Origin of the sequence: Massilia sp. Bi118 (assembly GCF_918697865.1) — a bacterium.
Lineage (GTDB): Bacteria > Pseudomonadota > Gammaproteobacteria > Burkholderiales > Burkholderiaceae_D > Telluria.
In genome coordinates this window covers 96,322-119,546 of the sequence record NZ_CAKKMV010000001.1, presented here as the reverse complement: position 1 = coordinate 119,546, position 23,225 = coordinate 96,322, and the positions used below count along the sequence as shown (strand labels likewise).

At 64.9% G+C, this 23,225-nt stretch carries 20 protein-coding genes; 14 read left to right on the top strand and 6 right to left on the bottom strand.

Going from position 1 to position 23,225, the window contains the following annotated elements; genetic code table 11:
- Positions 1-10: 10 nt before the first annotated feature.
- The 3 genes from LQV39_RS00550 (at position 11) to LQV39_RS00540 (ending at position 4,542) form a co-directional block, all read left to right on the top strand.
- Complete coding sequence (locus LQV39_RS00550; RefSeq protein ID WP_230019681.1) at positions 11-646, top strand: TetR/AcrR family transcriptional regulator; 636 nt, start codon at positions 11-13, stop codon at positions 644-646.
- A gap of 100 nt (positions 647-746) precedes the next feature.
- On the top strand, positions 747-2,456 hold the full coding sequence (ybaL, locus tag LQV39_RS00545) for a YbaL family putative K(+) efflux transporter (RefSeq protein ID WP_230019680.1): 1,710 nt from the start codon (positions 747-749) through the stop codon (positions 2,454-2,456).
- A gap of 55 nt (positions 2,457-2,511) precedes the next feature.
- Positions 2,512-4,542, top strand: coding sequence for an FUSC family protein (locus tag LQV39_RS00540; RefSeq protein WP_230019679.1), 2,031 nt, complete (start codon positions 2,512-2,514; stop codon positions 4,540-4,542).
- A 71-nt stretch (positions 4,543-4,613) separates the two neighbouring features.
- Here LQV39_RS00540 and LQV39_RS00535 read toward each other — a convergent pair whose 3' ends face one another.
- Positions 4,614-6,581: an AAA family ATPase gene (locus LQV39_RS00535; RefSeq protein WP_230019678.1), complete on the bottom strand. Its 1,968-nt coding sequence runs from the start codon at positions 6,579-6,581 to the stop codon at positions 4,614-4,616.
- 485 nt (positions 6,582-7,066) lie between these two features.
- Between LQV39_RS00535 and LQV39_RS00530 the strand changes: the two genes are divergently transcribed.
- Positions 7,067-7,345 carry a hypothetical protein gene (locus LQV39_RS00530; protein WP_230019677.1) on the top strand — a complete coding sequence of 93 codons (279 nt, stop codon included), beginning with the start codon at positions 7,067-7,069 and terminating at the stop codon, positions 7,343-7,345.
- A gap of 73 nt (positions 7,346-7,418) precedes the next feature.
- Here LQV39_RS00530 and LQV39_RS00525 read toward each other — a convergent pair whose 3' ends face one another.
- Together LQV39_RS00525 and gstA are read right to left on the bottom strand one after the other, a co-directional pair.
- Positions 7,419-7,988 carry a DUF1697 domain-containing protein gene (locus LQV39_RS00525; RefSeq protein ID WP_230019676.1) on the bottom strand — a complete coding sequence of 190 codons (570 nt, stop codon included), beginning with the start codon at positions 7,986-7,988 and terminating at the stop codon, positions 7,419-7,421.
- Positions 7,989-8,043: 55 nt separating this feature from the next.
- Positions 8,044-8,652: a glutathione transferase GstA gene (gene gstA / locus LQV39_RS00520; RefSeq protein WP_230019675.1), complete on the bottom strand. Its 609-nt coding sequence runs from the start codon at positions 8,650-8,652 to the stop codon at positions 8,044-8,046.
- Between the two features lie 127 nt (positions 8,653-8,779).
- Between gstA and LQV39_RS00515 the strand changes: the two genes are divergently transcribed.
- Together LQV39_RS00515 and LQV39_RS00510 are read left to right on the top strand one after the other, a co-directional pair.
- Positions 8,780-9,112 carry a hypothetical protein gene (locus tag LQV39_RS00515; RefSeq protein WP_230019674.1) on the top strand — a complete coding sequence of 111 codons (333 nt, stop codon included), beginning with the start codon at positions 8,780-8,782 and terminating at the stop codon, positions 9,110-9,112.
- The gene (locus LQV39_RS00510) at positions 9,109-9,951 is read left to right on the top strand and encodes an HDOD domain-containing protein (protein ID WP_230019673.1); all 843 of its coding nucleotides are present in this window, start codon (positions 9,109-9,111) and stop codon (positions 9,949-9,951) included. Before LQV39_RS00515 ends, LQV39_RS00510 begins: the two co-directional genes overlap by 4 nt.
- 110 nt (positions 9,952-10,061) lie before the next feature.
- On the opposite strand, the gene LQV39_RS00505 is transcribed toward LQV39_RS00510, so the two are convergent.
- On the bottom strand, positions 10,062-10,445 hold the full coding sequence (locus tag LQV39_RS00505) for a hypothetical protein (RefSeq protein WP_230019672.1): 384 nt from the start codon (positions 10,443-10,445) through the stop codon (positions 10,062-10,064).
- A gap of 570 nt (positions 10,446-11,015) precedes the next feature.
- Here LQV39_RS00505 and miaB point away from each other — a divergent pair.
- Genes miaB through ybeY form a run of 3 tightly spaced genes read left to right on the top strand, consistent with a single transcriptional unit; the run spans position 11,016 to position 13,928 of the window.
- Positions 11,016-12,377 (top strand): tRNA (N6-isopentenyl adenosine(37)-C2)-methylthiotransferase MiaB, encoded by a 1,362-nt coding sequence (miaB, locus tag LQV39_RS00500; RefSeq protein ID WP_230019671.1) that lies wholly within the window; start codon positions 11,016-11,018, stop codon positions 12,375-12,377.
- The gene (locus LQV39_RS00495; protein WP_230019670.1) at positions 12,374-13,477 is read left to right on the top strand and encodes a PhoH family protein; all 1,104 of its coding nucleotides are present in this window, start codon (positions 12,374-12,376) and stop codon (positions 13,475-13,477) included. The genes miaB and LQV39_RS00495 overlap by 4 nt, the downstream gene beginning before the upstream one ends.
- Positions 13,458-13,928, top strand: coding sequence for an rRNA maturation RNase YbeY (gene ybeY / locus LQV39_RS00490; RefSeq protein ID WP_230019669.1), 471 nt, complete (start codon positions 13,458-13,460; stop codon positions 13,926-13,928). The genes LQV39_RS00495 and ybeY overlap by 20 nt, the downstream gene beginning before the upstream one ends.
- A gap of 89 nt (positions 13,929-14,017) precedes the next feature.
- On the opposite strand, the gene LQV39_RS00485 is transcribed toward ybeY, so the two are convergent.
- Both LQV39_RS00485 and LQV39_RS00480 read right to left on the bottom strand, forming a co-directional pair.
- Positions 14,018-16,258 (bottom strand): xanthine dehydrogenase family protein molybdopterin-binding subunit, encoded by a 2,241-nt coding sequence (locus tag LQV39_RS00485; RefSeq protein ID WP_230019668.1) that lies wholly within the window; start codon positions 16,256-16,258, stop codon positions 14,018-14,020.
- 14 nt (positions 16,259-16,272) lie between these two features.
- Complete coding sequence (locus LQV39_RS00480; RefSeq protein WP_230019667.1) at positions 16,273-16,776, bottom strand: (2Fe-2S)-binding protein; 504 nt, start codon at positions 16,774-16,776, stop codon at positions 16,273-16,275.
- A 162-nt stretch (positions 16,777-16,938) separates the two neighbouring features.
- Between LQV39_RS00480 and LQV39_RS00475 the strand changes: the two genes are divergently transcribed.
- The 5 genes from LQV39_RS00475 to gmhB all read left to right on the top strand — a co-directional run bounded on the left by LQV39_RS00475 (position 16,939) and on the right by gmhB (position 23,225).
- Positions 16,939-17,817 carry an HlyC/CorC family transporter gene (locus LQV39_RS00475; protein WP_230019666.1) on the top strand — a complete coding sequence of 293 codons (879 nt, stop codon included), beginning with the start codon at positions 16,939-16,941 and terminating at the stop codon, positions 17,815-17,817.
- A 102-nt stretch (positions 17,818-17,919) separates the two neighbouring features.
- Positions 17,920-19,497: an apolipoprotein N-acyltransferase gene (gene lnt / locus LQV39_RS00470; protein WP_230019665.1), complete on the top strand. Its 1,578-nt coding sequence runs from the start codon at positions 17,920-17,922 to the stop codon at positions 19,495-19,497.
- A 115-nt stretch (positions 19,498-19,612) separates the two neighbouring features.
- Positions 19,613-20,545 carry a glycine--tRNA ligase subunit alpha gene (gene glyQ / locus LQV39_RS00465; protein WP_230019664.1) on the top strand — a complete coding sequence of 311 codons (933 nt, stop codon included), beginning with the start codon at positions 19,613-19,615 and terminating at the stop codon, positions 20,543-20,545.
- A 26-nt stretch (positions 20,546-20,571) separates the two neighbouring features.
- Complete coding sequence (glyS, locus tag LQV39_RS00460; RefSeq protein WP_230019663.1) at positions 20,572-22,668, top strand: glycine--tRNA ligase subunit beta; 2,097 nt, start codon at positions 20,572-20,574, stop codon at positions 22,666-22,668.
- A complete protein-coding gene (gmhB, locus tag LQV39_RS00455; protein WP_230019662.1) occupies positions 22,665-23,225 on the top strand; it encodes a D-glycero-beta-D-manno-heptose 1,7-bisphosphate 7-phosphatase in 561 nt (186 codons plus the stop codon). Before glyS ends, gmhB begins: the two co-directional genes overlap by 4 nt.

Here is a 23,225-nt window from a genome sequence, read left to right as displayed (position 1 = left end):
TAATCGCCGCATGGATACGACACTCGACAGCACGCTCAGGAACAAGGCCTCCGGCACCACCGAGAAGGGCCTGGGCCGGGCGCAGGACATCCTCGAGGCGGCGCGCGGCCTGCTCGCCGCGGATGGCTATGCCGGGCTGTCGATGCGGCGCGTGGCCCAGGAGGCCGGCATGAGCCTCTCGAACGTGCAGCACTACTACGGCAGCAAGGACTTGCTGCTGGAAGCCCTGCTGCTGACCACCATGGACAGTTTTCAGGCCAGGATGGATGCCATCGCCGCGGCCATGAGCGAGCGCTCGCAGCTCGAACGCTTCCTCACCACGGTCGACATGTTCCTGGACGAGATCACCGATCCGCTCACCCACGCCTTCTTTTTCGAGCTCTGGGCGCTGGCCTCGCGCAATCCCTTCGCCTCGAACCTGATGGACAAGATGCTGGGGCGCGAGCGCAAGACCGTCTACAACCTGATCCGCGGCCTGAACCCCGGCATCTCCGACGACGAAACCATGCAGCGCGCGATCCTGATGGTGGCGCAGATCGAGGGCCTGATGCTGTTCCGGCTCGACAAGCGGCGCCGGCGCACGCAGTTCGATGCGGTGCGGGCTTCGCTGCGCAAGGCCTTGCTGGCGCTCGCGACGATGCCCTGATCCGCCGTCATCTGCTGTTTTCCGCGCAGATTCTCCCGTGATCTGCCGTGATGTCGCTTATACTGGACTGGTTTAACTTTACAAAAGGAGCCACGTCCGCATGCACCACAACATCAGTCTGATCACCACCATCGCGGCCGCCCTCGGCTTCGGCCTGCTGTTCGGCATGGTCGCCGTGAAGGTCCGCTTGCCGGCCCTGGTCGGCTATCTGGCCGCCGGCGTCCTGATCGGCCCGGCCACGCCGGGCTTCGTGGCGGACGTCGCGCTCGCATCCCAGCTGGCGGAGATCGGCGTGATGCTGCTGATGTTCGGGGTGGGCCTGCACTTCTCGCTCGACGATCTATTGGAGGTCAAGGGCATCGCCCTGCCCGGCGCGATCCTGCAGATCACGGTCGCCACGCTGATGGGCATCGGCGTCAGCCATTTGTGGGGCTGGGGCCTGGGTGCGGGCCTGGTGTTCGGCCTGGCGCTGTCGGTGGCCAGTACCGTGGTGCTGCTGCGGGCGCTGGAAGACCGCGGCCAGCTGGACTCCTTCAACGGCCGCATCGCGGTAGGCTGGCTGGTGGTCGAGGACCTGGTCACGGTGCTGGTGCTGGTGCTGCTGCCGGCGCTGGCCGGCCCGCTGGGCGGCCACGCCGCCGGCGGCCATGGCGCCAATGACTCGCTGTGGCTGGCGCTCGGCAAGACCCTGCTGTCGGTGGGCGCCTTCGTCGCCTTCATGCTGCTGGTCGGCCGCAAGCTGTTTCCCTGGTTCCTGTGGCGCGTGGCCAAGACCGGTTCGCGCGAGCTGTTCACGCTGGCCGTGATCGCGGCCGCGGTCGGCATCGCCTACGGCTCGTCGGAGTTATTTGGGGTTTCGTTCGCGCTGGGCGCCTTCTTTGCCGGCATGGTGCTGCGCGAATCGGCGCTGAGCCACCGCGCGGCCGAGGAAACCCTGCCGCTGCGCGACGCATTCTCGGTGCTGTTCTTCGTTTCGGTCGGCATGCTGTTCGACCCGCGCGTGCTGGTCGAACATCCGCTCGAACTGCTGGCGGTGGTCGCCATCATCCTGTTCGGCAAATCGCTCGCGGCCTTCGTGCTGGTGCTGGCGCTGCGCTATCCGCTGAACACAGCCATCACCGTCTCGGCCAGCCTGGCGCAGATCGGCGAATTCTCCTTCATCCTGGCGGCACTGGGCATGTCGCTGGGCCTGCTGCCGGACCTCGGCCAGAACCTGATCCTGGCCGGCGCCATCATCTCGATCGCCGTGAACCCACTGATGTTCAAGGCCATCAATCCGCTGCAGGAGTGGCTGCGCTCCAAATCCGACCTGGCCCGCAAGCTCGAGCGCTCGGCCGACCCGCTGGCCGAGCTGCCGATGACGGTCGCGCACGAGCACCTGCGTGGCCAGGTGGTGCTGGTCGGTTTTGGCCGCGTGGGCAAGCGCATCGCCGAGGAGCTGGACCGCCAGAAGGTGCACTACGTGGTGGCGGAACAGAACCGCGAGATGGTCGAGGACCTGCGCCGGCGCAACCAGCCGGCGGTGGCCGGCAATGCGGCCGATCCGGCGGTGCTGATCCAGGCCCACATCGCGCACGCCTCGATGCTGGTGATCGCCACGCCTGACACCTTCCACGTGCGCAGCATGATCGAGACCGCCAAGGCGCTCAATCCATCGATCCGCTGCGTGGTGCGGACCCACAGCGAGGAAGAGGCGCGCCTGCTGCGCGAAGAGACCGGCGGCACCGTGTTCGTCGGCGAGCGCGAACTGGCCAGGAGCATGACGGAGCATGTGCTGCAGGGCCTGGCGCAGGCGCCCGCAACACACTAAATACAACTGAACCAGGCGTGCGTGGCGCATCCTTGTCATCTTGTACAGTGAGGGGATGCGCCATGACCGCCACCGGTTCGACTTCCCCGGCTACCTGGGCGAGCGCCTGCTCGCTTCCGATCCCGCGCTGGAGCGGCTCCAGAGCAGCCTGCGCGCGCTGCTCACCGCCGGCATCTGCGCCGGCGCCTTCCTGTTCCTGACCCGCTGGCTCGGCCTGAAGTACGAATTGGCCCTGGGCGGCATCGTGGTGCCGATGATCGCCGCCGCCGCCCTGCCGGATGCGGGCCGCCGCCAGCAGCAGGTGACCATGGCCTGGGTGCCGGTGGTCGCCAGCGCGATGCTGGTGCTGGGCAGCCTGGTGTCCGGCAATCCCTGGCTGAGCGGCGCCTGCTTCCTGCTGGTGATTTTCGCGGCCTTCCAGGTGCGCCGCTTCGGGCCGCGCGCCAGCGGCCTCGGTACGATCGCCTACCAGTCCTTTTTCTACGCGCTGCTGCTGAAGGTGCCGCCGTCGAAGGCGCAGTGGGATCCCGTGTTCGTGTTCAGCGGCTGCGCGATCGCCTTCATCATCCGCTTCTGGCTGGTGCCCGAGCATCCGGGCCGGATGCTGCGCAGCGAACTGCGCGCATGGCGCGCCCGCATCGCCGCGCTGCTGCATGATCTGGCGCGCCAGCTGGAACAGGACGGCGAGGCTGGCCGCAAGCGCGTCGAGGCGCAGCTGGCGGCCCTGAACGGGCAGTCGCTGGACATCGATACGCGCATCGCCGATTTCGGCAAGGCGCCGGCACAGGGCGAGGCCGCCCGCCTGCGCGACAGCATCCTGCACGGCGAAATGGCGGCGGAAGCCGTCGATGCGGCCGTGCGCGCATCGGATGGCGCGGGCGACCGGCAGGACTTCGCCGCGGGCCTGCGTGCGCTGGCCCGCGACGTCCGCAAGGACCGGCCTGTGGATGCCGGCGCCTGGACCGCCCGCCATGCACCCGGCGCCCTGCCGGAAGCCCTGCGCTGGCGCCTGCGTCGGGCGCTCGACATACTCGCCGGCCTGCCTTCGCTGCGCGATCCCTTGCCCGCCATGGGCGACGAGCGCAAGCCGGCGCCCGCCGCTTCGCGGCCGCCCAAGGCGAAAGACCAGCACTGGCCGGACGACACCACCCGGCGCGCGCTGCAGGCCTGCGCGGCCGCGCTGGGCGCCCTGCTGGCGGGACGCGCCTTATCGGCGGACCACTGGTTCTGGGCGGTGTTCGCGGCCTTCGTGGTGTTCACGCGCTCGGCCACCGTCGGGCAGACCCTGTCGGGCGCCTGGCGCCAGGTGCTGGCGACGGTGGCCGGCGTCGGCGTCGGCATCGCGGCGGCGGCACTGGTGCACGGCAGCCGGAGCATCGAACTGTCGCTGCTGTTCGTGTTCATCGCGGCCGGCTTCTATGCCTTCCACGGGCTGCAGAATGCCTATACGGTGCTGCTGAGCGCCATGCTGGCGATGCTGTACGAATTGATGGGGATGGACAGTCCGGGCCTGCTGCTGCTCCGGCTGGAAGAAACCGCGATCGGCGCGGCCAGCGCCATTCTCAGCGCCAGGTTCGTCTTCCCGGCGCACACGCGCGACGAATCCGGCAGCAGGAGCGCGGACCTGCTGCGGGCCGCCGGCAAGCTGCTGCGCGCAACCTGGACCGAACCCGCACCGGAAACACAGCACGCGGCGGTGCGTGAGCTGGACCGCAAGCTGCAGGCGCTGCGCCAGGCGCTCGGCCCCGTCACCGGCACGGCCTATCCGGGCTCGAAGGAAAACCGCCGCGAACACCTGGCGCGGCTGGCGCGCATCGCCTATTGCGTGCGCCATGCCTGCGCGCCGGCGCAATCCGAAGCGCTGCGCGAGGCTGCCTGCACGCTGGCGGCAAGCCTGGACGACACCGCCGCGCTGCTCGACACGCCGGCCGGGCGCGAACAGCCGCAGCAAGCCCCGCCCACGCCGGCGCTGCCGCAGGCGGACGACGGCAGCATCCCGCAGCAGCTGGCCGTGCGCTGGCTGGCCGAAACCGACCGGCTTCTCCGCACGATCCGCGCCGAGCTCCAGGCGCCCGGCAAGCCATGAAAAAAGGCGGCGGACATCGCTGTCCGCCGCCTTCACCCGGGACTGGCCCGGGAAGCATCACATTGTCAGACTCACGCCACCGCGGCTTCCTCTGCGCACAGCTTCAGGCTGGCGTGGCGGGCGTGATGCAGACCGGCCAGCAGCGCATCCTTGTGCTCTTCCAGCAGGGAGAACACGGCATCCTTGGACAGCACGTACTGGTCGAGCAGCGTGTCCTTGAGCGCCACGATCACGTCCTGGTAGTCGCGGATCGAATTCAGCGTGTAGTTGTACAGCTCATCCGACTTTTCCTCGACCTGGCGCAGGGTGTGCTCGCCCGAGGCGTCGTTGCCCATCTGGCTGTAGTCGATCTTGGCGCGCGAGTACATCGACAGGCGGCCCACCATCAGGTTCAGCATCTTGGTGATCTTCTCGATGTCGTTCTGGCTGCCGACCGAGATGCCGCGGGCGCCGTAGAACAGCTCTTCCGCCGCCACGCCGCCGTACAGGCCGATCACGTCGCGCTCCAGCTCTTCCAGGGTGCGGAGCGACATGTCGTCGCCCGACTGCAGGACGTAGCCCAGGGCGCCGATCTTCGACACGGCTTCGGTGCTGATCTTCAGCAGGTGCGACTTCTCCTTCACTTCGTCCAGGGTCATGCCGGCGCGCAGGAAGGGGTCGATCTGCATGAAGAAGTGACCCAGTTCGTGCACGGCGATGCGCTCGCGCTGCTTGTGCTTCTCGGCGGTGGTGGCGCGGTCGGTCAGGCCGATGGTCGCACGCTCATACGCACGGAACAGCAGGTCGGTATTGATGATGACCTTTTCCTGGATCGACAGCATCGAGGCGCGTTCCACCACGGATTCCAGCAGGGCCGGGCTCAGGTTCTGGGTGATCTCGGCCACCTGGTCCAGGTCGAGGTCGTTGAAGTCCACCAGGCCTTCCTTCTTGCGCGACAGGAAGCTGCGCAGCAGTTCCTTGCGCTCGGCCTTGTTCGGCAGGCGGAAGTTGATCTTCACCGAGAAGCGGCGCAGCATCGCTTCGTCCATCTCGGTCGAGGCATCGTCGAAGTTCGAGGCGACGACCCAGATCACGCCCTGGCCCTTGTCGCTCTTCACGCCGTCCAGCAGGCCCAGCAGGGTATTGGCGGTGTCGTCTTCCCATTTCTTTTCGCTGCGGCCGCGCGGCATGAACAGGCTCTGCGCTTCATCCAGGAAGATGATGCAGCGGCCCTTGCTCGAGGCCTTGCGGTACAGGGCGTTCAGCGCCTTCGAACCGCCGCCGACATAACCCGATTCCAGCGCCGAGCCCGAGGCCTGGATCAGCGGGATGTCCAGGCGCTTGGCCAGGTAGCCGACCAGCTTGGTTTTACCCGTACCGGCAGGACCGGTCAGCATGACGTTAAAGGGCTTGTCGATGTTGTGCTCTTTGTACAGCTCGCGGTTGCGGATCATGTCTTCCAGGTGGAGGACTTCCTGCTTGATGTCTTCCATGCCGATCAGGTCGTCCAGCGAGCCCTTCAGCTTGTCAGGCGAGATCATCTGGGCGCCGCCGGCGTTCATGCCCGGGATGCCGAATTTCAGGGCGTACAGGATCACGACCAGCACCGTCAGGTCGAGCGCGTGGCGCTTCATGAAGGACACGACGTCGGAGGCGAAGCCTTCGCTCTCGTCCTGCAGCACGGCTTTGTGCGAAGCCAGGTAATCGTCCTTGGCGATCGAATACGGGATGGCGTTCTTCAGCAGGACTTCGCGCTCCAGCGACAGGTGGGAGGTGCTCGGCACCTTCACCACGTGCAGCTGCGGCGCGCCCTTGAACTTGTAGATATAGCGCGGTGCGTCGGACAGGGGACGGGCCACCAGCAGATAGTCGAGCTTGTCCTTCTGGCTGGCCAGTTCGGTGATCTCGGAGATATTCTGCGAGTGGACGACCGGCGACGGATCCTGCGGGACGTCTGCCTTGTAAATGAACCAGCCCACTAGCATGCCCAGCAACACGGCAGTCAGGATACGGACATAGACATTCTTAAAGGCAATTTGAAGTCGGGCAAAATTGGGCATATATCAGTACTCTTTAATCTGAAGGTGCTTCACGATGTAGATAATGCGTGCCTTCCGAAATGCCGAGTGGACGCGAAAGGCGGCGGTGCATGGGACCGCATTGGATGCAAACGTAGGCGTCTGCTATTGTTTTGATGCCCGAAGGCAATGGGGATATGGAGACTATACCCCCAAAGAAAAGATACGTGTATACCGTGCGCTGAAAAAACTTTGAGACACAACACAGCTGATCAAATTGATATCTGTTTTCTTTATAATTTCAATAAGTTAGCTAAACAAATCGCAAAGTTTAATGCGTTTTTTGCATATTAAATAAGTGGCTACGGCATAATAATTTCAAATAAGTTAATTATAAAAAATTTATTATTTCTAATTGCTGAGAAACAGGTAACAAGACGTAACGAGCGCAATGCATAGCGCATTTTTGCTATGCTGGATTGGTACCCGGATGCGCTCTCCGAGGTGGACATTTGGAAGGAATGACCGTGAAACGATATGTTCTTGCCGCTGCGCTCAGTTCGGCACTCAGCCTGCCTTTCGGCGCCGCCCAGGCCGCCGCCATCGACCTCGACACCAGCCACGCCATCCGCGCCCATCGCATTGCCGATGTCTCGACGGTCGGCCGTACCGAAGTGATCATGCCGCCCTCGCCTTCCATGTCCGAACTGCCGGAACCGGAAGTGTTTGCGATGATGCTGGTGGGCCTGATCCTGATCGGCTACCGCGCAAGCCGCGACAGCAGCGAAAAGTTCAAGAAGGACTGAGAGGAAAAAGCGGAGAGTCGACGGCGCCACAGGGCGCCGTTTTCATTTTCTTATATGAGTACAGGATGCCCGATTACAAGGGCTCGCTGCACAGCGCATGCAGTTTCAGCAGGGTGGCCCAGTTGCGCGAGGTAGTCGTGTCGCCCAGCTGCTTGCCGAGCGCGGCCGCGGCGGCGCTGTCGAGGATGCCGTCGGGACACCACACGTAAGCGGCGCGCTGGCCCAGCGCGGTGGCGCCGGATTCCCAGCTTTGGCCACAGAGCGCTTCGAGCGCCTGGCGGGCCTGTGGCGTGGAATGCGGGCTCGAGAGGATAAAGGCCAGCAGGCGCGAATGGTCGCCGGCCTGGCCGAGCAAGGGATTGCTGGCAACGACATCGGCGAGCTCGGCGGCGTCGAGCACCAGCACGCGCGCCGCCACGCCCAGCTTCAGCACCAGGGCTTCCTCGATTTGCGCGGCGACTTCGTCCTGCGGCCGCAGCGGGCCGCTGAAGACCAGGTTGCCGCTGTTGAGGACACTGCGCACCTCGTCGTAGCCAAGGTCGGCCACCAGTTTGCGGAGATCGGCCATGGCGACCCGCTTTGCGCGCCCGACATTCACGCCCCTCAGCAGGGCCACGTAGCGATTGCTTGTCATGGCGCGCATGGTAGCCTGTCCGGGCGCCCCGTGGCGCAGCGCAGCATCCACATTGCCGGCCGGCTTACTTGAGCAGGCCTTCGTCGCGCAGCGCCTGCTGCACCGCCGGGCGGGAAGCGACGCGCTGCGTATAGGCGGCAAACACCGGCCACGCCGACAGATCGAACTGGACGAAGTTGGCCCAGCCCAGCACCGTGAACAGATAGCCGTCGGCCACCGTGAACTGCGAACCCATCAGGTAATCGCGGCCTTCCAGCTGGCCGGCCAGCCAAGCCAGGCGGTTGGTCAGGTGGGTGCGCGCGGCCGCCTTCATGTCCTCGGTCGAGGTCGGACGGAACAGCGGGCTGAAGCTCTTGTGGATCTCGGTCGAGATGAAGTTCAGCCATTCCACCAGGCGATAGCGCTCCATCGTGCCGTTGGCCGGCGCCAGCTGGCGATCCGGGGCCAGGTCGGCGATGAACTGGACGATGGCCGGGCCTTCGGTCAGCACGGCGCCGTCCTTCAGTTCCAGGGCGGGCACATAGCCCTTCGGATTGATTGCCAGGAAATCGGCGCCGCTTTCGGTCTTGCGCGCGCGGATGTCGACTTTTTCGGTCGTGAAGTCCAGGCCTGCCTCGAGCAGGGCGATGTGGGGAGCGAGCGAGCAGGCGCCCGGGCTGAAATACAGTTTCATACTTGTCCTATCGAATTGAAACCTGCCGAGAATACAACAGTTCAGGACAGCTTGCCGGCCAGGGACTGCCTGTTCCACCCGGATCGGGTGTTAATATAATTCCGTTAACGAATGGAAAGAGGGAAGTATGAACAGGGCTTACCAGCTGACACCCTTGCAAGAGGCCAGCCCGGGTATGGTACTGGGCGAGGTGCTGCGCGACGAAAAGGGCAATGTGCTGCTGGCACAGGGCGTGGTGCTGACCGAGGGCATGCTGGCATCGCTGGCCCGCCATGGCGTCGAGATCCTGCCCATCCTCGTGGCCAGTCCCGCCGCGCCGCCCATCGACGCGGCCCGCGTGCAGGAAAGGCTGGATCACGTATTCCGCAAGCACGAGCGCGGCAGCAATGACGACTGGGCAACCACCATCCTGCGCCAGTACATCGAAGATTTCCGCCTGCAGCGCGAGGTGCAACGATGAGCAAAATTTCCCTGGAACAGCTGGCCGCCAGCGTGCAGGACCTGCCTTCCCTGCCGGCCGTCGTCATGGAACTGCTCAGCAGCATCGAGCAGGACAATATCGATATCTCGGTGCTGGCGAAGAAAGTCTCCTACGACCAGGCGCTGACGGCCAAGACCCTGCGCCTGGCGAACTCGTCTTCCTTCGGCCTGCAGGTGAAGGTGGCGACGATCCAGCAAGCCATCACCTTCCTCGGCTTCCAGACCACGCGCAACCTGATCACGGCGGCGGCCGTCACGGGCTGCTTCCCGAACGGACTGTGTCCCGGATTCAACGACAAGGCCTTCTGGCGCCATTCGATCGCGACCGCGGTCTGCGCCCGTTCGCTGGCGCGGCGCCTGCGCTTCAACCAGGATGTCGCCTTCACGGCCGGCTTGCTGCACGACATAGGCCGTCTGGTGCTGGTGACCGGCCATCCGCAAGCCTATGGCGAGGCGCTGGCCTGGCGCAGTGAACACGATGGCGAATGGCTGGACGCCGAGCGTACGGTACTGGGCGTCGACCATGTGGATGCCGGGGTGGCGCTGGCGGAACACTGGAACTTTTCGGACACGATGCGCCAGGCGATCGCGTATCACCACGCGCCCGAAACGCCGGGCGCGGGATTTCTTGCCGCCATCGTCCATGTGGCCAACGCGGTCGTCCATGCCCTCGACCTGGCGGGCGAGGAAGATGAACTGGTGCCGGCGCTGTCCAGCGTGGCCTGGAATGCGATGGGCTTGAACGAAGATGCTTATATGGACTTGTTCCGCGAGTCGGAACAACAACTGGAAGAAATGTCGGCCATCCTGATGGCTTAAGGGGAGCGACCCCTCTTTCTCAGGACGGCCTGGAAGTGACGGCAGCAGGTGCGAACCCGCTGCCGGGTCTCGCCGGAGGCATGACAGGACCGGCTGTCATGCCCTCGGCATCAGTGCGCATAATTGCCGGATTTGGAAGCGTCGCTCTGATCTTGCGGTTGGGCTTGCTGAGCGGCTTGTGCGGCAGCCTCCTTTGCAGCTTTTTCTTCAGGCTTCGGGCGGCCTTGTGCGTCCGACAGACGATACTTGGTACGACGGTCGCCCATCAGGTCGCGCAGGTCGCGAATGCTCATGCCGGTCACTTCGTGCATGCGGATCAGCAGCGATGCGCCGACCGGCAGGCGATGGTGACGGATCTTGCTGATCACCGGTGGAGCAACTTCCAGCATGCGCGACAGCGCTGCGTCATTCTTCAGCTGCATCTTGCCGAGCAGAATGTCCAGCAAGTGGTTCGGGTTGTAGCTTTCCTGTGAAGACAGAGCGTGATGTGCCATGATTACCTCGTGAGTGGTTAAAATAGTTCTCTTACGAACTTTGTTAAAGACTTCGTTTCGTCAACATAAGTTCCCGGATACGTTACCGAACGATCAATCGACTGCGCGTCGACAACGTTCCCGGACCCCGTGCGCTCCCTGACTCGCTACCCCTACGCACTTGTTTTTCGAACAAATTATCAAACTCATACGCCGGGTTCACACTCGACCGGAGCACGAAAATCATTGGTCGAAATCAAGCTAACGTTCGGAAAGCTTGTCATACAGTCATTTCAGCACATGGTGACAGATTGTGGCGCACGCAAGAGTTTTCTTGAACTTATTTTGCAATTGCCAGTACGGAGTAGCTATTTGATTTACAAGAAGAAATAAAAAAAGAGTTGTTCCGGCAATGACAAACATAACAGTTAGCAACCCGATTTCAAGATTTAACAATGTAACCGACTGTTTCAAAAATTTCGGTTAAGAAATTACTCATTCCGACCAGTACCGAAACCGGGTGCACACGTCCATTTCCGGGCGGGTTTCCGATTTGCGGTAAACTGGAATTCACTTGTCAAAGCATCAGCCATGCAGAAAAAAGTATTCATCAAGACCTTTGGTTGCCAAATGAACGAGTACGACTCGGACAAGATGGCGGACGTGCTCGGCGCGTCCGAAGGACTCGTACGCACCGACACCCCGGAAGACGCCGACGTCATCCTCTTCAACACCTGCTCGGTGCGTGAAAAGGCACAGGAAAAGGTCTTCTCCGATCTCGGCCGCCTGAAGGAGCTCAAGCGCGGCAAGCCGGACCTGGTGATCGGCGTGGGCGGCTGCGTCGCCTCGCAGGAAGGCGCAGCCATCGTCAAGCGCGCGCCCCACGTCGACGTGGTGTTCGGCCCGCAGACCCTGCACCGCCTGCCGCAGATGATCCAGGCGCGCCGCGCCAGCGGATCGGCCCAGGTCGACATCAGCTTCCCGGAAATCGAAAAGTTCGACCATCTGCCCCCTAGCAAGGTCGAAGGCCCGGTCGCCTATGTCTCGATCATGGAAGGCTGCAGCAAGTACTGCAGCTACTGCGTGGTGCCCTACACCCGCGGCGAGGAAGTCTCGCGCCGCTTCGAGGATGTGCTGACCGAGGTCGCCGGCCTGGCCGCCCAGGGCGTGAAGGAAATCATGCTGCTGGGCCAGAATGTGAACGCCTACCGCGGCGTGATGGCCAGCGGCGAGATCGCCGACTTTGCATTGTTGCTCGAGTACGTGGCCGAAATCCCCGGCATCGAGCGCCTGCGCTTCGTCACCAGCCACCCGAAGGAATTCACCCAGCGCCTGATCGACGCCTACGCGAAAATCCCGCAGCTGGTGAACCACCTCTACCTGCCGGTGCAGCACGGTTCCGACCGCATCCTGCAGGCCATGAAGCGCGGCTACACCGGTCTCGAATACAAGTCCATCATCCGCCGCATCAAGGCGGTGCGGCCGAATATCTCGATCTCGTCGGACTTCATCGTCGGCTTCCCGGGCGAGAGCGACGCCGATTTCGAAGCGATGATGAAGCTGGTGGAAGACGTCGGCTTCGACAACAGCTTCAGCTTCATCTTCAGCAAGCGTCCCGGCACCCCGGCCGCCAATCTCGAAGACGATACCCCGCACGAAGTGAAACTGGCGCGCCTGCAGCGCCTGCAGGCCCAGATCGACCTGAACACCCGCAAGTCCAGCGCGGCGATGGTCGGCTCGGTACAGCGCATCCTGGTCGAAGGACCGTCCAAGAAAGGACAGGGAGAACTGGCCGGCCGCACCGAGAACAACCGCGTCGTCAACTTCCTCCCGGGCGAGCTTGGCGAGACGCTGATCGGCCAGCTGGTCGACGTGCGCATCACCGAAAGCCTGGATTACAGCCTGCGCGGCGACCTGGTCGCCAGCATTGATACGATAGCCAAAGCAAGTTGAAAAACCAGACACCCACCCAGCCTTCGTATTTCATCCCCGAGCCGCTCGATAACACGCGGCTCGCCCATCTTTGCGGTCCGCTCGACGAGAACCTGCGCCAGATCTCGGCCGCCCTCGACGTCACGATCTTCCGGCGCGGCGAGAAGTTCATCGTCAGCGGCACCAACGCCGAGCGCGCGGTCGAGCTGCTCGAACGCTTCTACGCGGTGGCCAACAAGGTCGTGCCGATCGAGGAAGTGCAGCTGGCCCTGGTCGAACAGCGCGCCGGCCTGAAACCGGCCGCCGCCGAAGCACCCGCCGCGCCCGAAGTGAAAAAGGAGCCGGGCGAAACCTTCACCGCGGAGGAAGAAGGCGGCGAGACCGACAGCGACCTGGTCAGCCCGATGCTGAAGACGCGCCGCAGCGACCTGCGCGGCCGCACCCCGCACCAGATCCAGTACCTGAAGGCGGTGCTCGAGCACGACATCAGCTTCGGTATCGGCCCGGCCGGCACCGGCAAGACCTACCTGGCGGTGGCCTGCGCCGTCGACGCGCTGGAACGCGACGCCGTCAAGCGCATCATCCTGACCCGCCCGGCCGTGGAAGCCGGCGAGCGCCTCGGCTTCCTGCCCGGCGACTTCGCGCAAAAGGTCGACCCTTACCTGCGTCCGCTGTACGACGCGCTGTACGACCTGCTCGGCTTCGACCGCACGCAGAAGCTGTTCGAAAAGCAGGTGATCGAGATCGCCCCGCTGGCCTTCATGCGCGGGCGCACGCTGAACCACGCCTTCGTGATCCTGGACGAAGCCCAGAACACGACCGTCGAACAGATGAAGATGTTCCTGACCCGCATCGGCTTCGGCAGCAAGGCCGTGGTCACCGGCGACGTCACCCAGGTCGACCTGCACAAGACCCAGCGCAGCGGCCTGGTCGATGCGATGCACGTGCTGAAGGATACGCGCGGCATCGCCTTCTCCCACTTCTCCAGCGCCGACGTGGTGCGCCACCCGCTGGTGGGACGCATCGTCGACGCCTATGAAAAATCCGCCTCGATGCAGGAGCTCGGCGCCCTGCCCGGCGTGGCCAAACCCGTGACCCGAAATGCAAGAAAAAAAGCATAAGCTGGAACTGGACGTCCAGTACCCCGACATCCGCCTGGAAGCCTCGATCCCCCCTGCGATGATCGAGCGCTGGGTAGAAGCCTCCCTGCTCGGCCCGGCCGAACTGGCGATCCGCTTCGTCGACGCTGCCGAAGGCCAGGTCCTGAACCGCGACTACCGCCACAAGGACTACGCGACCAACGTCCTCACCTTCGCCTACAACGAAGGGGAGGAACTGGCTGACGACGAACCGGTCCAGGCCGACATCGTGCTGTGCACCGACGTGCTGCAGCGCGAGGCGGAAGAGCAGAAGAAGACGGTCGAGGAACACGTGGCGCACCTGGTGGTGCACGGCGTGCTGCATGCGCAGGGTTACGACCATGAGCATGACGAGGAGGCGGAGGAGATGGAGCAGCTGGAGCGCGACATCATGGAGGCGCTCGGCTACCCCGATCCGTACGCCGAAGAGTAATTAATAACTCGTCGTTCCCGCGCAGGCGGGAACCCAAGTTATGCGATCTGCCGACAAACTTGGGTCCCCGCCTGCGCGGGGACGACGTTTCAGGCCTTCTTGAGCTGCTCCCCAATCGGCAGCTTCCTCACCCGCTTCCCGGTCGCCGCAAACACCGCATTACTGATCGCCGGCGCAATCCCCGCCGTTCCCGGCTCGCCGATCCCGCCCGGCTCGTCGTGGCTGTTGACGATATACACCTCCACCGTCGGCGCCTCGTTCATCCGCATCACGCGGTAGTCGCCGAAGTTGGTCTGCTGGACCCGCCCTTTCTCGTGGGTGATCTGGTCCCATAGCGCGGCGCTGGCGCCGAACACGATGCCGCCTTCCATCTGCGCGATGATGCCGTCCGGGTTGACGTTCTGGCCGCAGTCGACCGCGCACACCACGCGGTGCACGCGCACATCGCCGTCCGGGCCGACCGAGACTTCCGCCACCTGCGACATATAGCTGCCGAACGCGAACTGGGTCGACACGCCGCGGCCCACCTTGCGCCCCGCCACCGGTTTCAAGGGCCGTCCCCAGCCCGCCTTCTGCGCCGCCAGGTTCAAGACCCCCAGCGTGCGCGGCGATTTCTGCAGCAGGGCGCGGCGGAAGGCGACCGGGTCGGTCTTGCTCGCATACGCCAGCTCGTCGATGAAACTCTCGACCACGAAGATGTTGTGGGTCGGGCCGACGCCGCGCCAGAAGGCGGTCGGCACGCCTGGCGGTTCGTGGCGCACGTACTCGACGCGCATGTCGGGAATCGTGTACTGCAGGTCGGCCGCGCCTTCGACGGCATCCGGGTCGACGCCGTTCTTGACCATCGGCGGCGCGAAGCGCGACATGATCGAGGAACCGGTCACGCGGTGGAACCAGGCCAGCGGCATGCCCTTGTTGTCGAGCTTCGCCGACAGGCGGTCATAATAATAGGGGCGGTACATGTCGTGCTGGATGTCTTCCTCGCGCGTCCAGATGACTTTCAGCGGCCCCTTTGCCAGCTTGGCGAAGGCCACCGCCTGCAGCACGTTGTCGACTTCCAGCCGGCGCCCGAAGCCGCCGCCCAGGTAGTGGTTGTGCACCTTCACTTTCTCGACCGGCAGGCCGGTCACCTTGGCGGCGGCGCCCTGCGCCAGCGCCGGCACCTGGGTGCCGACCCACAGTTCGCAGGCATCGGCGCGCAGGTCGACCGTGCAGTTCATCGGCTCCATGGTCGCGTGGGCGAGGAAGGGCATCTCGTAGACGGCGTCGATGCGGCGCCCCCCACCTTCCTGGCCCAGCACCTTCAGGGCGTCGCCCTTGTTGGTCGCGATTGCGCCGGTGCCTTCCGCGGCCTTGGCCATGTCGGCCACGATGGACGCGGTGCTGACGTTGGCGTTCGGGCCGTCGTCGAAGCGCGGCGCGCTTGCTATCAGGCCCTGTTTCGCGGTCCAGAAGTTATCGGCCACCACCGCCACGGCGCCTTCGATGCGCAGCACCTGGCGCACACCTTTCACCGCCATCGCCTTCTGCTCGTCCACCGCCGCTACCTTGCCGCCGGTGACCGGCGAGGCCATCACCGCCGCGATGCCCATGTTGGGCAGGCGCGCGTCGATGCCGAACATGGCCTGGCCATTGGTCTTGACCGGCGAATCCAGGCGCTTGAGCGACTTGCCGATCAGGGTGAAGTCGGCCGCATCCTTCAGCGTGACCGTCTTCGGAAACTGCAGCTTCGATGCGGCGTCGGCCAGTTCGCCGAAGTGGGCCGAGCGGTTCGAGGCGGCGTGGCGCACGGTGCCGCCGACCACGCTGAGCTCCTTCTCATCGACCTTCCAGGTCTGGGCCGCCGCCTGCACCAGTACCGTGCGCACCTTGGCGCCGGCTTCGCGCAGCGGCTTCCAGGCGCCGCGCACCGAGGTCGAACCACCCGTCACCTGGCCGCCCAGCATCGGGTCGGCGTACAGGCTGTTGTCGGCCGGGGCCTGCTCCAGCTTCACTTTCGACAGGTCGGCGCCCAGCTCCTCGGCCAGCAGCATCGGCATCGAGGTGAAGGTGCCCTGCCCCATCTCGACCTTGTGGATGATCAGGGTGACGATGCCCTCCCTGTCGATGCGGATGAAGGCGTCGTGCGCCAGTCCCGCCGGTTCGGTGGCGGCGGTGGCCGCCTGGCCGACCGCCGTTTCGGACGGCTTCTCCTTGCGGTCGTTCTGTCCTTCTTTACCGTCCTTGCTGCAGCCGAACAGCGAGAAGCCGAACAGCAGGCCGCCGCCGGCCACCGCGCCTGCCTTCATGAAGCCGCGGCGCGCGTTCGATACTTTGTCTTTGGTTTCCATGTGCGCTCCTCGGTTCAGGCTTTTCGGGGGGCTTGCGGCTGGGCGGCAGGGGCCACGGCCGGGGACGGGATGCCTGCGGCGATCTTGATCGCTTTTCTAATACGCCCATAGGTGCCGCAGCGGCAGATATTGCCGGCCATGGCGCTGTCGATGTCGGCGTCGCTCGGCTTGGCGTTTGCCTGCAGCAGCGCGGTGGCGGACATGATCTGGCCGGACTGGCAGTAACCGCACTGCACCACGTCGACCTGGCGCCAGGCGTCCTGCACCTTCGCGCCCACGGGGTCGTTGCCGATCGCCTCGATGGTCGTGATCTTCTTGCCGGCCGCCGCCGACACCGGCGTCACGCAGGAGCGGATCGGCTGGCCGTCCAGGTGCACGGTGCAGGCGCCGCACAGCGCGACGCCGCAGCCGAACTTGGTGCCGGTCAGGCCCATCACGTCGCGGATGGCCCACAGCAGGGGCATGTCGTCGGGGACGTCGAGATTGGTGGCGGTGCCGTTGATATCGAGGGCGGGCATGGGGAGCTCCTTCAGTGGCTTCAGTAGCGAATGAACAACTATAGGACAAAGGCGGATCAATACGGCGCACACATCCACCGCTTACCTTGGCTGCATAAAAAACAGGCATCCGCGGTTTTGGTGTATCCTAATGCCCATCGCAACAACGGCTTCACGCCAACTATGCCCGAGCACCCTGCTGACGTCCGTAACGACGTCAAAACCCACCGGTCCCTCTTCGAACGGCTGACCGCCCTGATCTCCCCCGAGCCCGAAAATCGCGCCGAGCTGCTCGAAGTGCTGCACGACGCCCACGAACGCAACCTCATCGACGCCGATGCCCTCTCCATGATCGAGGGCGTGTTCCAGGTCTCCGACCTGTCGGTGCGCGACATCATGGTGCCGCGCTCGCAGATGGACGTCATCGACATCACCAAGCCGATCGAGGAATGGCTGCCGATCGTGCTGGAAACGGCGCACTCGCGCTTCCCCGCCATCGAGGGCGAACGCGACAAAGTGGTCGGCATCGTGCTGGCCAAGGACCTGCTGCGCTACTACGCCGAAGAGTCCTTCGACGTACGCGACATGCTGCGCCCGGCCATCTTCATCCCCGAATCGAAGCGCCTGAACGTGCTGCTGCGCGACTTCCGCGCGAACCACAACCACATGGCCATCGTGGTCGACGAGTACAGCGGCGTGGCCGGCCTGATCACCATCGAGGACGTGCTCGAACAGATCGTCGGCGACATCGAGGACGAATACGACTTCGACGAGGAAGAGGACAACGTCCTGTCGATCAAGGAGGGCCAGCACGGCCCGCGCTGGCGCGTCAAGGCGCTCACCGAGATCGAGCAGTTCAACGAAGAGATCGGGGTCGACCTGCCGGAAGACGACGTCGACACCATCGGCGGCCTGGTCGCCAGCCACCTGGGCCGCATGCCGCACAAGGGCGAGGTGTTCGACCTCGACAACCTGCGCTTCGAGGTGCTGCGCGCCGACGCCCGCCAGATCCATGTGCTGCTGGTCGAGAAGCTGCCCGTATCCGAGAGCGACCACGACTGACACCCCCGTCGTCCCCGCGAAGGCGGGGACCCAAGTTCTGCATGCGTACCGTCTGCTCGTCCAACTTGGGTCCCCGCCTTCGCGGGGACGACGTAGAATGAAATGGACCCTAGCTTGATCCTGCGCCGCCGTTCCCAGACCGCCACTGCCCCCGACCCGGCGCTGCGCGGCACCCGTCCCAGCTTGACCGCCCTCGCCTGCGCCGTCGTGGCCGGGGGCCTCAGCCTGTTTTCCTTCGAGCCCTTCGGCTGGTGGCCGTTGCAGTTCCTGTCGCTGGCCTGGCTGTTCTACCAGGTCGGCATGGGCAGCTCGACCCGCCGCGCCACCCTGCTTGGCTGGGCCTTCGGCTTCGGCTGGTCGGTGGCGGGCATGCACTGGCTGTACATCTTCATGACCCGCTTCGCGCACCTGCCGGCGGTGCTCGGCGCGATCGGTGTCGTCCTGCTGGGCCTTTACATGGGCCTGTTCGGCGCGCTCGCCACCGGCATCGCCACCTGGCTGCGGCGGCGCTGGTCGCTGCCGGTCAGCGCCTTCCTGCTGCTGGTCCTGCCCATCCTGTGGGGCGTCAGCGAGTGGATGCGCGGCTGGGTCTTCACCGGCTTTCCCTGGGCGGCTTCCGGCTACGCGCATGACGGCGCGCCGCTGGCCGGCTTCGCACCGCTGATCGGCGTCTACGGCATAGGCGTGCTGGTGGCGATGTGCGCCGCCTGCCTCGTGATGCTGACCCAGCGCCATAAACTGCCCGCGCTCGCGCTGTTCGCCGCGCTGATGCTGGCGGGCGCCGCCCTGCGTACCGTCGAGTGGACCCAGGTCACGGGCCAGCCGCTGACCGTGCGCCTGTTGCAGGGGAATATTCCGCAGGACCGCAAGTTCGACCTGGCCTTCCTGACCAGCATCCTGGAGACCTACCAGGGCCTGATCACGGCCGCGCCGGCCGACCTGGTGGCGACGCCCGAGACCGCGATCCCGATCTTCGCGCACAACCTGCCCCCGGGTTACCTGGAAGGCCTGCAGCGTTTCGCCGCCTCCAGCGGCAGCACGCTGGCGCTCGGCATGCCGCTGCTGGACGGTCCCGGCAAGTATTCGAACAGCCTGGTCACCGTGCCGCCGCAGGCGCAAGCGCAGGCCTACCGCTACGACAAGGCCCACCTGGTGCCCTTCGGCGAATTCATCCCGCCGGGCTTCCGCTGGTTCACCGACATGCTGAACATCCCGCTGAACGACGCCACCCGCGGTGCGGCCCTGCAGGCGCCCTTCGCCGTCAAGGACCAGCTGGTGCTGCCGAATATCTGCTACGAAGACGTGTTCGGCGAAGAGATCGCCTACCAGCTGCGCAATGCGCCGCGCCCGGCGACGATGCTGCTGAACGTGTCCAACCTGTCCTGGTACGGCCAGTCGACCGCGATCCCGCAGCACCTGCAGATCTCGCGCATGCGCACGCTGGAAACCGGGCGCCCGATGCTGCGCGCGACCAATGACGGCGCCACCGCCGTCATCGACCACCGCGGCCACATCGCGCACGTGCTGCCCTTCTACAAGGAGGGCGTGCTGAGCGCCACCGTGCAGGGCACTTCCGGCATGACGCCGTATATCCGCTGCGGGAACTACCTGTTCCTCGGCCTCGGCATGCTGGGCCTGGCCGGCGCCTGGCTGAGCGGCAGGATGCGCAAGCGTAGTTAGAATTCGCGATTCGTTTCGAGTCAGCCGTGAAAACCCGCTAAAATTGGCCTTTTAGCAAACTCACCGTGTTCGCGGCCCGCGTGCCCGAAGCCGACATACAGCTCCACGCCTAAAGATGCTCACATTCCAACAAATCATCCTGACCTTGCAAACCTACTGGGACAAGCAAGGTTGCGCCCTGCTCCAGCCGTACGACATGGAAGTCGGCGCGGGCACCTTCCACACCGGCACCTTCCTGCGCGCGATCGGACCCGAGCCCTGGCGCGCCGCCTACGTCCAGCCTTCGCGCCGTCCGAAGGATGGCCGCTACGGCGAGAATCCGAACCGCCTGCAGCACTATTACCAGTACCAGGTGGTGCTCAAGCCGGCGCCGGAAAACATCCTCGACCTCTATCTTGGCTCCCTGGCCGCGCTGGGCCTGGACCTGAAGAAGAACGACGTCCGCTTCGTCGAGGACGACTGGGAAAGCCCGACCCTGGGCGCCTGGGGCCTGGGCTGGGAAGTCTGGCTGAACGGCATGGAAGTCACGCAGTTCACCTACTTCCAGCAGGTCGGCGGCCTGGATTGCAAGCCGGTGCTGGGCGAGATCACCTACGGCATCGAGCGCCTGGCGATGTACCTGCAGGGCGTGGAAAACGTCTACGACCTGGTGTGGACCGAGTGGGAAGAAAACGGCGTCACCAAGCGCCTGTCCTACGGCGACGTGTTCCACCAGAACGAGGTCGAGCAGTCGACCTACAACTTCGAGCACTCGAACACCGAGCTGCTGTTCCAGGCGTTTAATAATCACGAATCCGAAGCCAAGCGCCTGATCGAGCTGGAACTGACCCTGCCGGCCTACGAGCAGATCATGAAGGCTTCGCACAGCTTCAACCTGCTGGACGCGCGCGGCGCGATTTCCGTCACCGAGCGCGCCGCCTACATTGGCCGCGTGCGCACGCTGTCGCGCCTAGTGGCCCAGGCCTATTACGATTCGCGCGAGAAGCTGGGCTTCCCCATGCTGCCGAAATCGCCCGAAATCGACGCCGCCGAAGTCAAGGTCGGCTAAGCCCAGAACAGAAGAATAGAACGATCATGAACCAGACCTTGTTAATTGAGCTGCAGACCGAAGAGCTGCCGCCGAAAGCCCTCGTCAAACTGGGCGCCGCTTTTGCGAACGGCATCGCCAATGGCCTGAAGGCGCGCGACTTCCTGGAAGCCGACAGCGTCGTCACCGCCTACGCCACCCCGCGCCGCCTGGCCGTGGCTATCACCAATGTCCGTCCGACCTCGCCGGACAAGGCGATCCGCGAAAAGGTGCTGCCGGTCGCGGTGGCGCTGGACAAGGACGGCAATCCGACCGCGCCGCTGGCCAAGAAGCTGGCCGCGCTGGGCTTCCCCGACCTCAAGATCGAAGACCTCGAACGCGCCCAGGACGGCAAAGCCGAGAGCTTCTTCTACAGCCACACCGCGCCGGGCAGCCAGCTGGCCGAGGGCCTGCAGCCGGTGCTGATCGATGCCGTCGCCAAGCTGCCGATCCCGAAGGTCATGAGCTACCAGCGCCCGGACGGCGAGACCGTGCAGTTCGTGCGCCCGGTGCATACCCTGCTGGCCCTGCACGGCGATGCCGTGGTGCCGCTGTCGCTGCTCGGCCTCGACGCCGGCCGCAGCACCCTCGGCCACCGCTTCCTGTCGCATGGCCAGTCCTTCGATATCGCCCACGCCGACCAGTACGCCGCCGTGCTGAAGGACCAGGGCAAGGTGGTCGCCAGCTCGGACGAGCGCAAGGAAACCATCCGCACCCAGCTGCTGGCCAAGGCCGGCGCCGACCAGGTCCTGATGCCGGAATCGCTGCTGGATGAAGTCACCGCCCTGGTCGAATGGCCGGTGGTGTACGAGTGCCGGTTCGAGGACGTGTTCCTGTCGGTGCCGCAGGAATGCCTGATCCTGACCATGCAGACCAACCAGAAATACTTCGCGCTGACGGACAATGCCGGCAAGCTGCGCTCGCGCTTCCTGATCGTCTCCAACATCGCGACCGACGATCCGAGCGCCATCGTCGGCGGCAACGAGCGCGTGGTGCGCCCGCGCCTGTCGGACGCCAAGTTCTTTTTCGAGCAGGACAAGAAGAAGCCGCTGGCCTCGCGCCTGCCGCTGCTTGCCAACGTGGTCTACCACAACAAGCTTGGCACCCAGCTCGAACGCACCCAGCGCGTGACCCGCCTGGCATCGAACATCGCCCAGCGCCTCGGCTACGATGTAGCCCTGGCCGAGCGCGGCGCCCAGCTGGCCAAGGCCGACCTGCTGACCGACATGGTCGGCGAGTTCCCCGAGCTGCAGGGCATCATGGGCACCTATTACGCGCGCAACGATGGCGAGAACGAGGAAGTGGCGCTGGCCGCCTCCGAGCACTACCAGCCGCGCTTCTCGGGCGACGCCCTGCCGGCGACGAATACCGGCCTGGCCGTGGCGCTGGCCGACAAGCTGGAAACCCTGGTCGGCATCTGGGCCATCGGCCTGCAGCCGACCGGCGAGAAGGATCCGTTCGCGCTGCGCCGCCATGCGCTGGGCGTGACGCGCATGCTGCTCGAAAAGCGCCTGCCGCTGCCGATCTCCGCACTGCTGCTTGATGCCGTCGCCACCTTCGAAGGCCAGGCCGGCTTCAAGGACCCGAGCGTCGAGGTCACCGCCTTCATGCTGGACCGCCTGCGCGGCCTGCTGCGCGACCGCGGTTTCTCGCCGAACGAAGTGGAAGCAGTGCTGGCCCAGAACCCGGACCGCGTCGACGACGTGGTACAGCGCCTGGAAGCGGTGCAGTCCTTCGCCGCCCTGCCGGAAAGCGCCTCTCTGGCCGCCGCCAACAAGCGCATCTCGAACATCCTCAAGAAGAACGAGGAAGCGCTGGCGCAAGCCGGCGCGGTCGATGCCGCCCTGCTGCAGGACGAGGCCGAGAAGAAGCTGTACGCCAGCGTGCAGCGCGTGCAGCCGGAAGTGGACGCCGCCTTCGAGCGCGGCGACTTCAGCGGCACCCTCAAGACCCTGGCCCAGCTGCGCGACGACGTCGACGCCTTCTTCAACGATGTGATGGTGATGGCCGAAGACGTCCAGCTGCGCAACAACCGCCTGGCCCTGCTCGCCATCCTGCACCGCATGATGAACCGCGTGGCCGACATCTCGAAACTGGCAGCATGAAACTCGTCATTCTCGACCGGGACGGGGTCATCAACCATGACTCCCCCGAATTCATCAAGTCGCCGGCCGAGTGGATCCCGATTCCGGGATCGCTCGAGGCGATTGCGCGCCTGAACCAGGCCGGCTACCGCGTGGTGGTGGCGTCGAACCAGTCCGGCATCGCGCGCGAACTGTTCGACATCACCACGTTGAACGCGATCCACCAGAAGATGCATGCGGCGGCCCAGCTGGTCGGCGCCGACATCGACGCCATCTTCTTCTGCCCGCACGCCGCGATCGACAACTGCGACTGCAGGAAGCCGAAAGCCGGCATGTTCGAGGAAATCAGCAAGCGCTTCAAGCTCAGCCTGAAGGGCGTGCCGACCGTCGGCGATTCGCTGCGCGACCTGCAGGCCGGCTTCATCAGCGGCTGCACGCCCTACCTGGTCCTGACCGGCAAGGGCGAAAAGACGCAGGCCACCGGCGGCCTGCCACCCGGCACCCAGGTCTTCCCCGACCTGGCCGCGATGGTCACCGCCTTCCTGAAGCAATCTGCCTCTAGCCCGACTGCCGCCTGA

Excerpts from the sequence above, each read along its gene's own strand:
- LQV39_RS00550 (WP_230019681.1), top strand. The coding sequence starts at position 11 with ATGGATACGACACTCGACAGCACGCTCAGGAACAAGGCCTCCGGCACC.
- ybaL (WP_230019680.1), top strand. The coding sequence starts at position 747 with ATGCACCACAACATCAGTCTGATCACCACCATCGCGGCCGCCCTCGGC.
- LQV39_RS00540 (WP_230019679.1), top strand. The coding sequence starts at position 2,512 with ATGCGCCATGACCGCCACCGGTTCGACTTCCCCGGCTACCTGGGCGAG.
- LQV39_RS00535 (WP_230019678.1), bottom strand. The coding sequence starts at position 6,581 with ATGCCCAATTTTGCCCGACTTCAAATTGCCTTTAAGAATGTCTATGTC.
- LQV39_RS00525 (WP_230019676.1), bottom strand. The coding sequence starts at position 7,988 with ATGCGCGCCATGACAAGCAATCGCTACGTGGCCCTGCTGAGGGGCGTG.
- gstA (WP_230019675.1), bottom strand. The coding sequence starts at position 8,652 with ATGAAACTGTATTTCAGCCCGGGCGCCTGCTCGCTCGCTCCCCACATC.
- LQV39_RS00515 (WP_230019674.1), top strand. The coding sequence starts at position 8,780 with ATGAACAGGGCTTACCAGCTGACACCCTTGCAAGAGGCCAGCCCGGGT.
- LQV39_RS00510 (WP_230019673.1), top strand. The coding sequence starts at position 9,109 with ATGAGCAAAATTTCCCTGGAACAGCTGGCCGCCAGCGTGCAGGACCTG.
- LQV39_RS00505 (WP_230019672.1), bottom strand. The coding sequence starts at position 10,445 with ATGGCACATCACGCTCTGTCTTCACAGGAAAGCTACAACCCGAACCAC.
- miaB (WP_230019671.1), top strand. The coding sequence starts at position 11,016 with ATGCAGAAAAAAGTATTCATCAAGACCTTTGGTTGCCAAATGAACGAG.
- ybeY (WP_230019669.1), top strand. The coding sequence starts at position 13,458 with ATGCAAGAAAAAAAGCATAAGCTGGAACTGGACGTCCAGTACCCCGAC.
- LQV39_RS00485 (WP_230019668.1), bottom strand. The coding sequence starts at position 16,258 with ATGGAAACCAAAGACAAAGTATCGAACGCGCGCCGCGGCTTCATGAAG.
- LQV39_RS00480 (WP_230019667.1), bottom strand. The coding sequence starts at position 16,776 with ATGCCCGCCCTCGATATCAACGGCACCGCCACCAATCTCGACGTCCCC.
- LQV39_RS00475 (WP_230019666.1), top strand. The coding sequence starts at position 16,939 with ATGCCCGAGCACCCTGCTGACGTCCGTAACGACGTCAAAACCCACCGG.
- lnt (WP_230019665.1), top strand. The coding sequence starts at position 17,920 with ATGGACCCTAGCTTGATCCTGCGCCGCCGTTCCCAGACCGCCACTGCC.
- glyQ (WP_230019664.1), top strand. The coding sequence starts at position 19,613 with ATGCTCACATTCCAACAAATCATCCTGACCTTGCAAACCTACTGGGAC.
- glyS (WP_230019663.1), top strand. The coding sequence starts at position 20,572 with ATGAACCAGACCTTGTTAATTGAGCTGCAGACCGAAGAGCTGCCGCCG.
- gmhB (WP_230019662.1), top strand. The coding sequence starts at position 22,665 with ATGAAACTCGTCATTCTCGACCGGGACGGGGTCATCAACCATGACTCC.